This is a genomic window from Fervidicola ferrireducens, from assembly GCF_001562425.1.
Lineage (GTDB): Bacteria > Bacillota > Thermosediminibacteria > Thermosediminibacterales > Thermosediminibacteraceae > Fervidicola > Fervidicola ferrireducens.
The window spans coordinates 20773-35620 of the sequence record NZ_LOED01000001.1 but is presented as its reverse complement, the minus strand read 5'-3'; the positions used below and the strand labels follow the sequence as shown (position 1 = coordinate 35620).

Sequence of the window (14848 nt, the reverse complement as noted above, 5' to 3'; positions counted from 1 at the left end):
GAGGTGGGAAAATGCAGAGGAAAGATGACTTTGAAGAAAGGCGAAAGCACCTTGCAAATCTCACGGAGGAAGAATTAGAAAAAAGGTTCTGGGAGCTCACCGAGAAGATAGTAGACCCTCTGATTGAGCTTGCGCGAACCCATACATCTCCTTCTATAGAAAGGTCCGTGCTGCTCAGGATGGGTTTTGACAGCCTCACAGCCAAAGCCGTTGTGGAAAGGTGCGTGGAAAAGGGATTGCTCGGAAAGGGAGCGGGGCATGTGGTTTTGAAATACGCCCTTTATAAAGGGATTTCCGTTAAAGAAGCCGGGAATCAATTGGCTCGAGGCGAGGGCTGGGACGAAATAGAAAAAGCCATGGCGTTAAAAATTGACGCATCGATCGTGGGGAAGGTGATGTAAATGGAACTTAAAAAAGATGAAAAGCTGAATATTGAAGAAATACTGAAGGACCTGGAACACTACCGTCCCCGGCGCAGGGGCTGGCACTGGCGTGAAAAGGTAGAAAACCAGAAAATAGGGCCTTTTGAATACCTGGAAACATCAAAAAGCTTAAAAAACAGCATCCCGCTTCCAGCTGCCAAGTATTTCGGAAACATAGACCCACAGCCGGATTTCGTCATCACCACGGAAATTGCTTCCGGCAGGTTTGAAGACGATATCCGCAGGATGCGCATGGCGGCCTGGCACGGTGCGGACCACATCATGGTCATCAGGACAGCAGGGCAGAGCCACTTTGACGGCCTTATTGAGGGTACTCCGGAAGGTGTAGGGGGAGTTCCGATAACCAGAAAACAGCTTCGGGCTACAAGAAAAGCTCTTGATATGATAGAAGATGAGGTGGGAAGGCCGATAAACTTTCACTCCTACGTAAGCGGTGTGGCGGGACCTGAGGTGGCAGTGCTGTTTGCAGAGGAAGGGGTAAACGGCGCCCACCAGGACCCGCAGTATAACGTGCTCTACAGGAACGTCAATATGGTGCGTTCTTTCGTCGATGCGGCGGTAGCAAAAAAGATAATGGCCTGGGCCGATATGATACAAATAGACGGCGCCCACAATGCCAACGCCACCGCCCGGGAAGCCTGGAAGGTAATGCCTGAGCTCATGGTGCAGCACGCCATAAATGCTATGTATTCATTAAAGGTCGGCATGAAAAAAGAAAACATCTGCCTTTCGACAGTGCCGCCGACGGCGCCCCCGGCTCCGTGTTTGAGGCTTGACCTGCCCTATGCTGTGGCCCTACGGGAGCTTTTTAAAGGATTCAGGATGCGTGCCCAGATGAACACGAAGTACATCGAATCAAGCACGAGGGAGGCCACCGTAACGCACGTCCTTAACCTCCTCATATCGCGCCTCACCGGTGCAGATATACAGAGCACCATCACTCCAGACGAGGGGAGAAACGTGCCCTGGCATTACTTCAACATCCAGGCCGTGGACACGGCGAAACAGGCTCTTGTTGGTATGGACGGCTTGACCGAGATGGTCCAAATAAAAAGGGATGGCCCGCTCGGAGAAAAAGTGAGAGAATTAAAGGAGAGAGCCGTGCTGTTTTTAGAAGAAATCCTGGAAGTGGGCGGATATTTCAAGGCCGTAGAAATGGGATTTTTCGTGGATTCGGGATTTTACCCAGAGCGTAACGGCGATGGAATCGTAAGAAAAATCGATGGCGGCGTTGGAGCCGGGACCGTGGTAAAAAGGGACGAAGACTACATGGCGCCCGTTTGCCACCATTTTGGCTACAATAACCTGCCGGAGGGACTGGAGCACCCCTGCGATTTGATAGGAGGGTGCACCCTTTGCAATCCAGATAAGATAGCTTATATCGATGAACTGGATGAAAAAGACAACGTCCACGTGAGGCTGGAAGAGACGAGAGAACTCAGAGAAAAAGGCCTTATAAAACCTGAAGTAGAGTGGTTTGCCGATGGAGTTGTTTGCTTGAACTTGTTCCTGCCGGTCAAGGAAGAGGTGGCGGAAGCTGCGGGACTCGAGATTGCAAAAAGGATGGGACTGCAGGATGCTGAAGTAATCCACCGCGAGATAATGCATCCCGCGGAAGGCACTTATCTTGAAATAAAGGGGAAAGTCCCATTCGCGATTGACCCTGCAACGCTTTCGATTCCAAAGAAACCCGAGGTGCTTTCGGAAGAAGAGATAAGGAGCTTTATAAAGGAACATCCCATGAAAATCGTGGCGGCTACGGTTGGAGAGGATGAGCATTCCGTGGGACTTAGGGAAATTATTGATATCAAGCATGGAGGGATTGAAGGTTTCGGAATAGAATGCCATTATTTGGGAACTTCCGTTCCGGTGGAAAAGGTGGTGGATGCGGCCATAGAAATCGATGCTGATGCAATACTCATAAGCACCATCATCACCCACGCCGATATCCACAGAATAAATATGAGGAAATTGCACGAACTTTGCATCGAAAAGGGCATAAGGGAGAAGGTCATCCTCGTGGGCGGCGGAACGCAGGTCACCGATGAAATGGCTAAAGAAGCGGGGCTTGACGCCGGATTCGGGCGCGGCACCAAAGGGATCCACGTGGCCAGTTTCCTGGTGAAAAAAATGAAGGAGAAAATTGAAAAAAATGGAGGTTAATTCAAGTGGTAGAGGTGGATGTGCTTGTAGCGGAAATAGGCAGCACCACTACTTTGGTCAATGCTTTTTGCGGTATCGGCACCCCCTGTCCTCGATTTATGGGGCAGGGGGTTGCACCTACTACTGTGCTGCAGGGAGATGTTACCGTTGGTCTTGAAAAGGCCATAAAAGATTTGGAGAAAAAGCTGGGCAGTCCTTTAAAATGGCAGAGGATGATGGCCTCCAGCAGCGCAGCCGGCGGGCTTAAGATGACTGTCCACGGACTAGTTCACGACATGACGGCAAAGGCGGCCAGGGAAGCGGCTTTGGGCGCCGGAGCGGTCCTGCACATGACGACGGCAGGTGTTTTGGGCGATGCTGAGCTTGAGAGGATTAAAAAGATAAGGCCGAATATAATTCTCTTGGCGGGAGGGGTTGACTACGGCGAAAAGAAAACTGTTATCGAAAACGCAAAAAAAATTGCAGGGTTGAACCTGAATACCCCCATAATTTACGCGGGGAACGTGGCGGCAAGGGATGAAGTGGCTTCCATCTTTGAGGGTAAAAACAAAGTTTTTTTCGTGGAAAATGTCTACCCCAGAATTGACGAACTCAACGTGGAGCCTGCGAGAAAGGTAATTCAGCAGGTTTTCGAAGAGCACATAGTGGTTGCGCCAGGGATGGAAAAAATCCGCACCATGGTGGACGGACCAATAGTGCCGACGCCAGGGGCTGTCATGATGGCTGCGGTACTTTTAAAAGAAGACATAGGGGATTTGATGGTAATAGATGTGGGCGGGGCCACGACGGATGTGCATTCGGTAACTGAAGGTTCGGAGGAGATAAACAGGATATTACTATCCCCGGAACCCGTTGCTAAAAGGACGGTTGAAGGAGATTTGGGAGTTTATTTAAATAGGTACAACGTGATAGAAATAGTAGGTTTCGAAGAAGCAAAGAGAATTTACGGTGAAAATTTAAAAGAGGCCCTGAAAAATCAGCCGCCGGTGCCCGAAAATCCCGACGAGATAAAACTCGCGGAATTCCTGGCGGAGATAGCTACCGTAACGGCGGTCAATCGCCATGCGGGAGAGATAAAGCATCTATACGGACCGACGGGAAGATACACCGTGGCTCAGGGGAAGGACCTGACCCAGGTAAAGTGGATAATCGGAACGGGCGGAGCTTTTACCCGGCTTCCCGGGGGGAAAAATATATTGGAAAAAATAAAGGCTAAAGCCGGGACAAAGAAGCTGCTGCCCGGTGAAGACGCGAAAGTTTTGATAGATTGGGATTACATAATGGCTTCTGTGGGCGTGCTGTCAAAAGAATGTCCCTCCGATGCGAAAGAGCTACTTAAAAAAAGCTTGAGGCTGAAATAATAATTCCTAAATCCTTGCCAAAAGCAGGTCAAAAACGGTATACTATAAGTGGGTGATGTTATGCCGTTTTTGATTTTTTTATTTTTGCTCCTTTTGTTTTTCCCGTATCTCTTTTTACCGATTCTTGCTTTTTTCCTCATAGGCTTTATATTCCTGCTTCCGTATGTATTCGTTTTCCAGTCTCTGTTTAACATCGTAACCATTCCGTGGCAGCTACTAAAAATCGCCACGGACAAGCGGGTAAGGAAGAATCACAGCCTTGAACACGCCACCATTAATGTGCTGGAAGAAAGGTACGGCAGGACGCTTCGCATAGGCGGTCTTGCTTACTCCGATGGATTTTCGATATCGGGGCCTGACCTTCCGCCGGCTTATGAAGTTTTGGATGCGGCGAGGGAAGCTCTCTTCCGCATGAAGAACGGCGAAAGTCGGCTCGCCATCCACCCACGGTGCGGGACTTCTATGGCGGGGGCGAATTTCCTCTTTTCGGTAGTATTCATATTAGTACTGGTTTTTTACGACCATCTTTCCATAATCAATATTTTATTGGCATTTTTGGTTTCGAACATGCTGGCGATTCCATTTGGCAGGGTGCTCCAAAAGTTTTTTACCACCTATCCGGATGTGAGGGATTTGATGATCGTAGATATTTATGGTAGAGGTTTTATTTTCGGTTTTCCGTTCGAAAATTTTTTTAACCCCAACAGAACTTATTATATAAGGACCGAATTTGAATCCGGACGATTTAGATTGCTGCTCTAGGAGAAAGGACTATGAAGATCGATGGCGAAAAGGTCGACGGGATTTTTGAAAAAAGGTTGAACAGGTTTGTCGCTTCCGTGAAAATAAACGACAAGCCGGAATATGTGCACGTTCCAAACAGCGGAAGGCTTAAAGAGCTTCTGACACCGGGCGCCCGGGTGATCCTGCAAAAAGCTCTAAATTCACATAGAAAATACCCTTATGATCTGATAATGGTGTACAAGGGCAATACCCTCGTATCCATAGATTCGACCTTGCCATCACGGCTTTTAGCCAGCGAACTTTCAAAAAAGAAGTTGTTGAAACTCGATTACGATTGGGTGAAGACAGAAGTACCCTGTGGCAACAGCCGTTTTGATATCGCGCTTGGAAACGATGGCAAAATTTTCTATTATATGGAAGTCAAGGGTGTAACCCTGGTTGAAGAAGGCAAGGCCCTCTTTCCCGATGCGCCGACGGAAAGAGGCGCAAAGCACATGATAGAGCTTGCAAAAGCAAAAAAAGAGGGATTCGGGGCTGGCGTATTTTTCGTGGTACAGAGAGATGATGCAGAAATTTTTTCACCCAATGATTCGATGGACGAAAATTTCGGGAAAGCTCTAAGGGTCGCCGCAAATGCCGGGGTTGAACTTTTCGCATACAGCTGCCGGGTAACTCAAGATGAAGTGGTGCTGCTTCGGCCATTGCCTGTACAGTTGTGACCAAAAAAATGACGGGGGTTTTCACGGTGGAATTCCATCAGTTAGAAGCTTTCGTAAAAGTAGCGGAAAATAAAAGTTTTTCAAAAGCTGCGGCTTCGCTTTTTTTGACTCAACCCACGGTAAGCTCCCATATAATTTCTCTGGAAAAAGAACTAAACGCAAAACTTTTCGACAGGCGGGGAAAGGAAGTAGAATTAACCCCGGCAGGCAGGATTTTGTACGAAAAAGCAAAACTCATCTTGGAGGAGAAAGTAAGGATTCTTGAAGAAATTAAGCATTTTTTGGGGACCGTGGAGGGGGAACTCAAGATTTGCGCAAGCTCCATTCCGGCGGTCTACATACTGCCATTTTTGATAAAAAAATTTAACGAACTGTATCCCGGGGTTAAGTTAAAGGCACACCAGGCCGATTCGGGAGAGGTTATAAGAATGGTTTCCGACGGGGAAGTTGAGATGGGTATTGTAGGTACCGCTTTGACGACCGACGAGCTGGTATTTGAATCTTTTATGACCGATGAACTGGTGCTGATAACGCCCGCCTGCTGGGAAAAAAAGAGGTTTGAAAAAGGAAAGTCGGTATTAATTGGCGATATTATTGAAGAAAGATTTGTATTGCGTGAAAAAACTTCCGGCACGAGAAAGGTTTTTGAAAAGGCATTGAGCGACAAAGGTATAAAACTCGAAGATTTAAATGTCGTTGCGGAGTTCGGCAGTTCCGAAGCGGTAAAACATGCTGTAAAAGAAGGTATGGGGATTTCCGTTGTATCTCAAAAGGCTGTGTTGGATTACGAAAAGATGGGCTTTATAAATGTTTACCGCATCGAGGACCTAGACCTTCGCAGGAACTTTTATCTGGTGTACAAAAAAGGTCGAACCCTCTCGCCGAATGCCGCTACTTTTAAAGAATTTATTCTAAATTTAATTCCCTAGCTAATTTTGCGAAATATTCACCCGCAGATGAGTGAAAAACTAAAGTGGCTTTTTTGTCCCAGGGAGTGGGTTCCCTGTTTATTATTATTAGCTTTTCCGCGTATCCGGGCATATCGGCAACAGGATAAACCTGAAGGCTGCTTCCCACCACTATCAAAAGGTCGCATCCCCTTAAAGCCTCTAAAGCTCGATAATAATCCTTACCCATTGGGTCTTCGAAGAGCACCACATCGGGGCGAAGCATTCCGCTGCATTTCCTGCACCGAGGGGGATTTACGCCTTTTTCGTATTGCTCTTTTAATTCTGTGAAAGGATAGGACCTGCCGCATTCCATGCAGTGGCATGTGCGAAGGTGTCCGTGGACTTCCCATACTTTTTTGGAACCCGCCTTTATGTGTAGCCCATCTATATTCTGGGTAATCACTCCATATATCAGTCCTTGCTCTTCCATTAAAGCTAATACTTTGTGCGCTATGTTGGGTTTGGCATCAATATAGCTGCTCCACCGCGGCAGGTTGAATTCGTAAAATTCTTTAGGATTATGCATCAGGGCGGATAAACTTGCTTTCTGGATAGGGTCGTATTTTTCCCAAAGACCTGTGCCTTTGCTTCGATAATCGGGAATCCCGCTTTCAGTGCTTATTCCTGCCCCTGTAAGTACTAGCGTATGGCGGGATTTTTTTATTATTTCCGCCGATTCTTTTATGATGTCCTTTTCTGATATCGACATATGTGATCACCTCAAAGATAATTATATAACTTCAAATCAAATTATGATATTGAAGGAATTTTTGTTTTAAATGTCGAATAAGAAATACCATTGATTATCAAATCACAATTTATAATATTATTTACATCAAGAATATAAAATATTTTAAGGAAGGGGTGAATACAGAAAATATAAATCATTAAAAATCATAACATTCAAATTATCAAAAGGGGGGTTTTTAGTGATAAAAAAGCTTATTTCTGTATTTTTAATCTTAGCGACCTGCTTGAGCATAGCAGGGTGCGGGAACACCGGCACGCAGGGTTCCTCTTCGGGTGGAAACGCTCCTCAAGGTTCGGGCTATAAGATTGCCATCTACACCAATACCGTCTCTCAAAACGAAGAAGAATTCAGATCTGCCCAGCAGGCACAGAAAAAGTATCCGGATATTATAGTTACCCAGACGATGCCCGACAACTTTATGAAAGAGCAGGAGACTCTTATAGCCAATGCTGTTGCCCTGGTCGCCGACAAGAATGTTAAGGCTCTGATTATGAATCAGGCGGTTCCCGGCGCGGCAGCGGCTTTCGAAAAAATAAGGCAGCAGCGCCCGGACGTTCTATTGATAGCTATAACTCCTGCCGAGCAGGATGTCATCGGAGACAAGGCCGATATAGTTATTCAGGCCGATGAACTTTCCATGGGCTACAAAATGGTGGAACAGGCCAAAAAATTTGGAGCTAAGACCTTTGTGCATTATTCATTCCCGAGGCACATGTCATACCCGCTTCTTGCGAGGAGAAGAGACATATTGAAGCAGGAGTGTGAAAAAGCGGGGATAAAATTCGTCGACGCCACTGCACCTGACCCCACAGGTGATGCGGGATTGCCCGGTGCGCAGCAATTTATAATCGAGGACATTCCGCGGAAAGTTGCCGAGTACGGCAAGGATACCGTATTTTTCAGCACCAACTGCGGTATGCAGGAGCCTCTGATAAAAACAGCCTTGGAACAGGGGGCCATGGTGGTGCAGCAGTGCTGTCCGAGCCCCTTCCACGGCTATCCGGGTGCCCTTGGCATAAACATTCCTCCTGACAAGGCCGGAGACGTGGATTACGTGATAGAGCAGATAAAGGCAAAAATTGCGGAAAAAGGAGGAACGGGCAGGTTCTCCACCTGGCCGATTCCAGCAGGAATGCTCTTTACGGCGGCTGCGGTGGAATACGCGAAACTTTATGCGGAAGGGAAATTAGCATCTAGAAACGACCCTGAAGCCTTTAAAAAGTGTTTACAGGAAGTTGCCGGAGATACGAAGATTGAAATAAGCAATTACGTCGAGGTGGGTGCGGATGGGAAGGAAATAAAGCACGACAATTACTATATGGTTCTGAGCGACTACATAACCTTCTAATTTAATTTTGGAAGCAGGGGGGATTGCTGCTTTTTAAGGGCAATCCCCTCATAAGTGATATTTTTTATTTTCTTCTAGAGGTGAAAGTTTGATATGGGAGAAAACAAAAATACCTACATTATAGAGCTGAGAGAAATAGAAAAGGAATACTACGGAAACAAAGTTTTAAAGGGAGTTAGCCTCGCCGTAAAGCCGGGAGAAATCCACGCACTGGTGGGAGAAAACGGTGCGGGGAAATCTACTCTGATGAACATCATTTTCGGAATGCCGGTAATCTTCAGCACGGGCGGATTTACTGGCGAAATACTATTTGAGGGAAGACCAGTTGAAATAAAGTCGCCTAAGGATGCTATGGAGCTCGGCATTGGGATGGTCCACCAAGAGTTCATGCTCCTTCCGGGATTCACGATAACGGAAAACATAAAGTTAAACCGGGAGATACTGAAGGACAATGTGGCAAGTAGAATTTTCGGACCCAAACTTAAGACTTTAGACGTGGCCGCCATGAGAAAAGATGCAAAAAAAGCATTGAATGAGCTTGGGATGAATGTAGATGAGTGGCTTCCCGTTGCGGGGCTACCTGTAGGATACATGCAGTTTGTGGAAATAGCGCGGGAAATAGACAAGAAGAATGTAAAACTGCTTATTTTCGATGAACCTACCGCTGTGTTGGCCGAAAGCGAAGCCGAGAAATTGCTCGATGCCATGAAGATGCTGGCTGCCAAAGGTATAGGAATATTATTCATAACCCATAGATTAAATGAAGTATTGGCCGTAGCTGATAATATAACGGTTTTAAGGGACGGCGAAAAAGTAGGCTCCATGAGAAAGGAAGAAGCGTCCGTTGAAAAAATGGCTCAAATGATGGTAGGAAGGAAAATAGAGAGGGTTGAAAAAAGTAAGGGCAGGGTAGAAAAAAGCAGTGAGGTTATTTTGTCGATTAGAAATCTTTACGTCGATATGCCGGGGGAAGAAGTAAAGGGTGTGAATCTGGATGTTTACAAAGGAGAAATTTTAGGTATAGGAGGTCTTGCGGGCCAGGGGAAGATAGGTATCGCCAACGGGATAATGGGGCTTTACAGGGCAAAAGGGGAGGTATATAAAAACGGCAAAAAGATTGAATTGAACAATCCCAGAAAAGCGATGGAAAACGGTTTGGCCTTCGTGTCGGAGGATAGGCGCGGCGTAAATTTGATGCTTGACGAATCCATCGAATTGAATATAGCCATAGGGGCCATGCAGGTAAAAGGGATGTTTTTAAAGCCCCTTTTGGGCTTAAATTGGATAAAGCTTCTGGATGAACGAAAGGTGCGGGAGAATGCCTTAAAGTACATAAAGGAGCTGGATATAAGATGCACCGGCCCCACCCAAAAGACCAGGCAGCTGAGCGGCGGCAACCAGCAAAAGGTCTGCATAGCAAAGGCTCTTGTCCTTGAGCCGGACATATTGTTCGTTTCTGAACCCACTAGAGGTATCGATATAGGGGCAAAGAAACTGGTTTTGGATTTGCTGGTGAAACTCAATGTCGAAAAGGGCATGACCATAGTTATGACCTCCAGCGAATTGGGAGAACTGCGCTCGATTTGCGACAGAATTGCAATCGTCTACGACGGAAAAATCGAAGGCATCTTAAGTCCTCAGGATTCAGACACCGACTTCGGACTGATGATGGCCGGAGAATACAAATCCCATTCGAAGGAGGAGGCTTTGTAATGAAAAACCTGTGGCAAAAGCTCGTAGATAAGTACGGTTATCCTAAAGTTTTTATAACAATCCTGCTTATAATACTCCTCATTATAGCAATTATACAAAAGCAAAGCGTTTACGGGCTTTTGAAGGACTCACTCGTAAGAATAGGCATGAACAGCGTTTTGGTGCTGGCGATGGTGCCGAGCATTGTATCGGGAACGGGACTCAATTTTGCACTTTCCATAGGAATAATATGCGGTTTGATTGCCGGATGCATAACTATAGAAATGAACATCGTGGGATTGAAGGGTTTTTTGACTGCGGTTTTGATTTCCATTCCTCTTTCGGTAATGGCGGGTTATTTGTATTCCATCTTGTTAAATAAAGTTAAAGGGGACGAGATGACCGTAGGGACATACATGGGTTTTTCAGTCGTGTCCTTGATGTGCATCGGGTGGTTGTTGCTTCCTTTTAGGAATCCCGAAATGGTGTGGGCAATAGGAGGAAGAGGTCTCAGAACCACCATAACCCTGGCAAATAAATACGATAAGGTGCTGGACCGGTTGATAACTCTGCCCAATGTTGACTTACCCATAGGTACCTTTTTGTTTTTTGCCGTCTGTTGTTTCTTCATCTGGCTTTTTTTGAGGTCCAAGACTGGAATCGCCATGATGGCTGCGGGGAGCAATCCCAGGTTTGCCCAAGCTTCAGGGATTAATGTGGATAAATATAGGACAATAGGGACCATACTCTCCATGGTTTTGGGCGGAATCGGCATACTTGTGTATGCCCAAAGCTACGGATTTTTCCAGCTTTACACCGGCCCCTTGATGATGCCTTTCGCTGCGATTTCCGCAATATTAATTGGCGGAGCAACAGCGAGAAAGGCTTCCATTTCCAACGTAATAGCTGGAGTGATTTTATTTCAATCCCTCCTTACCATTTCGCTGCCGGTGATTAATAGAATGATGCCGGAAGGGAATCTCTCGGAGGTAGTGAGGATAATAGTAAGTAATGGAGTAATTTTGTACGCATTAACCAGGGTGGGAGGGAATGAATGAGATGAAAGCTATGTTTTCGAAAAAAACACTGATAAAACTCATAAGGAGCAATATGGTTCCCCTATTGTTTTTCGTGATATGTCTGGGAGGGGTTGTGGCTTCCAAACTAAGCTTCCTTTACATCGTGAACGAGATTGTCAATAGATTGGACAGGAATCTTTTCCTGGTTTTGTCCCTTATAATCCCTGTGGTGGCAGGAATGGGACTGAATTTCGCTCTTGTTATAGGGGCTATGGCAGGGCAAATAGGCCTTATCGCAATAAAAGTGTGGAATATAGGCGGCATTTTAGGTCTGTTCCTTGCTATGTTAATTTCAGTTCCCTTTGCGCTGGTTTTCGGATATGCCACCGGTATATTATTAAATAAAACCAAGGGCAAGGAAATGATTACCAGTTTGATTCTGGGCTTTTTCGCGATGGGATTGTACCAGCTAGTGTTTTTGTTGTTTGTAGGTACCATCATTCCTATAAAGAACCCGGAAATCGTGCTGCCGGGCGGCATCGGTTTAAAGAACGCCATAGACCTTTCGCTCATCCAGTATGCCTTGGATAATCTGTTAAGCATTAATATAGTGGGGGTAAGAATACCCGTCGCTTCTTTCATATTGATTGGGCTTTTGTGCCTTTTTACCAAATTTATCCTGAAGACTAAAATCGGACAGGATTTCAGGGCGGTAGGTCAGGATATGCACGTGGCGGAAGTGGCAGGAATTGACGTGGACAGGACAAGACTGGTTGCTATTACGATATCAACCCTTCTTGCAGCGTGGGGACAGATAATCTTTTTGCAGAACATAGGGACCCTTCAGACTTACAGTAGCCACGAACAAGTTGGAATGTTTGCCGTTGCGGCTATTTTAGTGGGTGGAGCTTCGGTTACAAAAGCTACTATAAGCAATGCCATAATAGGCACCATTTTGTTCCATACACTGTTTATAGTTTCGCCCAATGCGGGGAAAAACCTCTTCGGTGACCCGCAAATAGGGGAATTTTTCAGGTCTTTCGTGGCTTACGGCGTAATTGCCCTTTCACTGGCATTGCACGCGATTCAGAAGAATTTTGATGCTAATATAAGAGCAGAATCAGCTGAATAAAAAATTACTTAAGGCTTCAAGGGGCGTAACCGCCTCTTATTTTTTTAGTATTTTTAGGTTTAATTGAGGGAATTATTAAATTGAGAAAAACAAAATGAAGGAGGAAAGAAACGGTGGCCTCGTTCGACATCAGGGAACTGGTATTGAAAAACCTAGAGGGAAGTACGCGGGAGGAGGTGAAAGAATACATCAACGAGACCATACAAACTCGAGAGGAACAGGCCCTTCCTGGAATGGGGGTACTTTTTGAAGTGGTGTGGCAAAAATCAAATAGCAGCGAAAAAGAAAGCATGATGGATAAAATTATGGCAGCTATTGAAAGAACATAGCAACATTATGACTAAAGGGGTGGATTTCCACCCCTAAAGCATTTATGGTATAAGTTGCTCTAATACGGCATAGGTTTGGGGTCCAACTATGCCATCGACTTTTATATTGTTGTCCCGCTGGAGCTGCCTTACTGCCCTCTCGGTTAAAGGACCGAAGATGCCGTCTATAGGACCCATGTAATACCCAAGGGACTGTAATTTCATCTGAAGTTCGGCCACATCCATGCCGCGCATGCCCCGGCGCAATATTCTAGAACCGAAAGCTTGACGTGATTGCACGTTAAGGCCTCCTTTTCGGATAACTTTGTGGGCAATATAATATATGTCAATCCCGGAAAATCTGTGCCTAGTTACACAAAAAAGCAGGAAAAAGTAAAGGTTTTATAGAATAAAAACTCTAACTTTATGTTCTTATAATTTTTTCTGATGAAATGACGAAAAGTAGAAAAATAAAGCAAGCTAATACCTGCAAGGAAAAACTTTTTTCAAGGGAACCTTCTCCGAGGAGGTTCCCTTGATGACTTTTTGGGAGATTTTATCGCATTAAACTATTACAAAATAAAATATGAAATATTCGCGGGGGTGGACAGAAATGGTAATAAATGGTGAAAATCTAACCATCGAAGATGTATTAAAAGTAGCAGTTGAAGGTGAAAAGGTGGAACTTTCAGCTGAGGCCATAGAAAAAATCGAACGTTCGAGGGAATATGTGGAAAATGTAGTAGAAAAAGGAGAAGTAATTTACGGTGTTACCACGGGTTTTGGTAAGTTTTGCAACGTTGTAATTTCGCCGGAAGATACCCGGAAATTGCAGATAAATCTAATAAGGAGCCATGCGGTGGGTGTTGGGGATTATCTTCCAGAAGAAGTAGTAAGGGCAATGATGCTTTTAAGGGTAAATGCCCTCGCAAAAGGCTACTCGGGAGTGAGGCTTTCTACGATAATGACTTTAATTGAAATGCTGAATAAAGGGGTTACACCGCTTGTGCCGTGTCAGGGCTCGCTGGGGGCAAGTGGGGATCTAGTGCCTCTTGCCCATATGGTTCTGGTAATGATAGGGGAGGGAGAAGCAGTTTATGAGGGTAAAGTAATGACTGGAGGTGAAGCTTTAGCACGAGCCGGGATAAGACCTGTAATTCTTGAGGCAAAGGAAGGCCTTGCGTTGATAAACGGAACTCAGGCCATGTCGGCAATAGGAAGCCTTGCAATCGCCGGGGCTGTGAACCTATCAAAAGTTGCAGATATCTGTGGCGCCTTAAGCTTTGAAGCTTTAAACGGTGTAATCGACGCATTAGATGAGAGAGTCCAGTTAGTGAGGCCTCATCCTGGACAAGTCTCGTGTGCAAGAAATATGAGAAAGTTGCTAGAGGGAAGCGAGTTTGTTACTCGTCAGGGGCAATTGAAAGTGCAGGATGCCTATGCATTAAGGTGCATACCTCAAGTTCATGGGGCAATAAAAGATGCTATACGGCATGTAAAAAGAGTACTAGAAATTGAGATAAATTCAGCTACAGATAATCCCCTTATATTTTCCGAAGAAGAGAGGGTAATTTCGGGCGGCAACTTCCATGGAGAACCTGTGGCCATAAGTATGGATTATTTAAGCATAGCCGTGTCGGAACTGGCAAATATTTCGGAGCGCCGCGTAGAGCGACTTGTGAATCCACATCTCAATGAGGGATTGCCAGCTTTTTTGACAGAAAAAGGCGGATTGAATTCTGGCCTGATGATAAGCCAGTATACTGCTGCTGCTTTAGTTTCTGAGAACAAAACCCTGTCCTTTCCGGCCAGCGTCGATTCAATACCTTCTTCTGCCAATCAAGAAGACCATGTAAGCATGGGTACAATCGCGGCCAGAAAAGCTTTGAAAATTGTCGAGAATACCACAAATGTATTGGCCATTGAGCTTTTGTGTGCCGCTCAGGCTTTAGATTTTAGGATGGAGAAAAACCGCTCGCTTAAGTTGGGGAAGGGAACCGACGTGGTCTACAAAGCCGTAAGGGATATAGTGCCTAAAATTGTAGAAGACAGAGTATTAAGCATAGATGTAAAAAAACTTACGAATATCATAAAAAATGGCGAGTTAGTGAGAAAGATTGAAGAGGCTATTGGAGATTTAGAATAATTATTTGTTCATAACTTTAAACGATTTTCAAGATACATGCTGGAGCAAGTTTAAAGAGCAATTACGTGAAAT

At 45.4% G+C, this 14848-nt stretch carries 14 protein-coding genes; 12 read left to right on the top strand and 2 right to left on the bottom strand.

Going from position 1 to position 14848, the window contains the following annotated elements; genetic code table 11:
- Window positions 1-11 precede the first annotated feature (11 nt).
- From AN618_RS00160 to AN618_RS00135, 6 genes are read left to right on the top strand one after another with little or no spacing between them, the layout of a single operon-like run.
- On the top strand, window positions 12-401 hold the full coding sequence (locus AN618_RS00160; protein ID WP_066350569.1) for an ornithine aminomutase subunit alpha: 390 nt from the start codon (window positions 12-14) through the stop codon (window positions 399-401).
- Window positions 402-2606, top strand: a complete 2205-nt coding sequence (gene oraE / locus AN618_RS00155; protein ID WP_066350568.1) for a D-ornithine 4,5-aminomutase subunit OraE — start codon at window positions 402-404, stop codon at window positions 2604-2606.
- A gap of 5 nt (window positions 2607-2611) precedes the next feature.
- A complete protein-coding gene (locus AN618_RS00150) occupies window positions 2612-3967 on the top strand; it encodes a GlmL-related ornithine degradation protein (RefSeq protein ID WP_066350566.1) in 1356 nt (451 codons plus the stop codon).
- 60 nt (window positions 3968-4027) lie between these two features.
- The gene (locus AN618_RS00145) at window positions 4028-4729 is read left to right on the top strand and encodes a DUF6391 domain-containing protein (protein ID WP_066350563.1); all 702 of its coding nucleotides are present in this window, start codon (window positions 4028-4030) and stop codon (window positions 4727-4729) included.
- An 11-nt stretch (window positions 4730-4740) separates the two neighbouring features.
- Window positions 4741-5430 (top strand): DNA/RNA nuclease SfsA, encoded by a 690-nt coding sequence (gene sfsA, locus AN618_RS00140; RefSeq protein WP_066350560.1) that lies wholly within the window; start codon window positions 4741-4743, stop codon window positions 5428-5430.
- Between the two features lie 26 nt (window positions 5431-5456).
- A complete protein-coding gene (locus AN618_RS00135) occupies window positions 5457-6359 on the top strand; it encodes a selenium metabolism-associated LysR family transcriptional regulator (protein ID WP_066350973.1) in 903 nt (300 codons plus the stop codon).
- On the opposite strand, the gene AN618_RS00130 is transcribed toward AN618_RS00135, so the two are convergent.
- On the bottom strand, window positions 6337-7089 hold the full coding sequence (locus AN618_RS00130) for an SIR2 family NAD-dependent protein deacylase (RefSeq protein ID WP_066350557.1): 753 nt from the start codon (window positions 7087-7089) through the stop codon (window positions 6337-6339). The genes AN618_RS00135 and AN618_RS00130 overlap by 23 nt on opposite strands.
- Window positions 7090-7309: 220 nt before the next feature.
- Between AN618_RS00130 and AN618_RS00125 the strand changes: the two genes are divergently transcribed.
- The 5 genes from AN618_RS00125 (at window position 7310) to sspI (ending at window position 12651) form a co-directional block, all read left to right on the top strand.
- Complete coding sequence (locus AN618_RS00125) at window positions 7310-8479, top strand: DUF3798 domain-containing protein (RefSeq protein WP_066350554.1); 1170 nt, start codon at window positions 7310-7312, stop codon at window positions 8477-8479.
- 93 nt (window positions 8480-8572) lie between these two features.
- The gene (locus AN618_RS00120) at window positions 8573-10192 is read left to right on the top strand and encodes a sugar ABC transporter ATP-binding protein (RefSeq protein WP_066350551.1); all 1620 of its coding nucleotides are present in this window, start codon (window positions 8573-8575) and stop codon (window positions 10190-10192) included.
- Window positions 10192-11229 (top strand): ABC transporter permease subunit, encoded by a 1038-nt coding sequence (locus AN618_RS00115; protein ID WP_066350549.1) that lies wholly within the window; start codon window positions 10192-10194, stop codon window positions 11227-11229. Before AN618_RS00120 ends, AN618_RS00115 begins: the two co-directional genes overlap by 1 nt.
- The gene (locus AN618_RS00110) at window positions 11222-12322 is read left to right on the top strand and encodes an ABC transporter permease subunit (RefSeq protein WP_222926169.1); all 1101 of its coding nucleotides are present in this window, start codon (window positions 11222-11224) and stop codon (window positions 12320-12322) included. The genes AN618_RS00115 and AN618_RS00110 overlap by 8 nt, the downstream gene beginning before the upstream one ends.
- A gap of 113 nt (window positions 12323-12435) precedes the next feature.
- A complete protein-coding gene (sspI, locus tag AN618_RS00105; RefSeq protein ID WP_066350547.1) occupies window positions 12436-12651 on the top strand; it encodes a small acid-soluble spore protein SspI in 216 nt (71 codons plus the stop codon).
- A gap of 42 nt (window positions 12652-12693) precedes the next feature.
- On the opposite strand, the gene AN618_RS00100 is transcribed toward sspI, so the two are convergent.
- Window positions 12694-12930, bottom strand: coding sequence for a peptidoglycan-binding domain-containing protein (locus tag AN618_RS00100; RefSeq protein ID WP_222926167.1), 237 nt, complete (start codon window positions 12928-12930; stop codon window positions 12694-12696).
- Between the two features lie 313 nt (window positions 12931-13243).
- Between AN618_RS00100 and hutH the strand changes: the two genes are divergently transcribed.
- Window positions 13244-14776 carry a histidine ammonia-lyase gene (hutH, locus tag AN618_RS00095; RefSeq protein ID WP_066350545.1) on the top strand — a complete coding sequence of 511 codons (1533 nt, stop codon included), beginning with the start codon at window positions 13244-13246 and terminating at the stop codon, window positions 14774-14776.
- Window positions 14777-14848 lie beyond the last annotated feature (72 nt).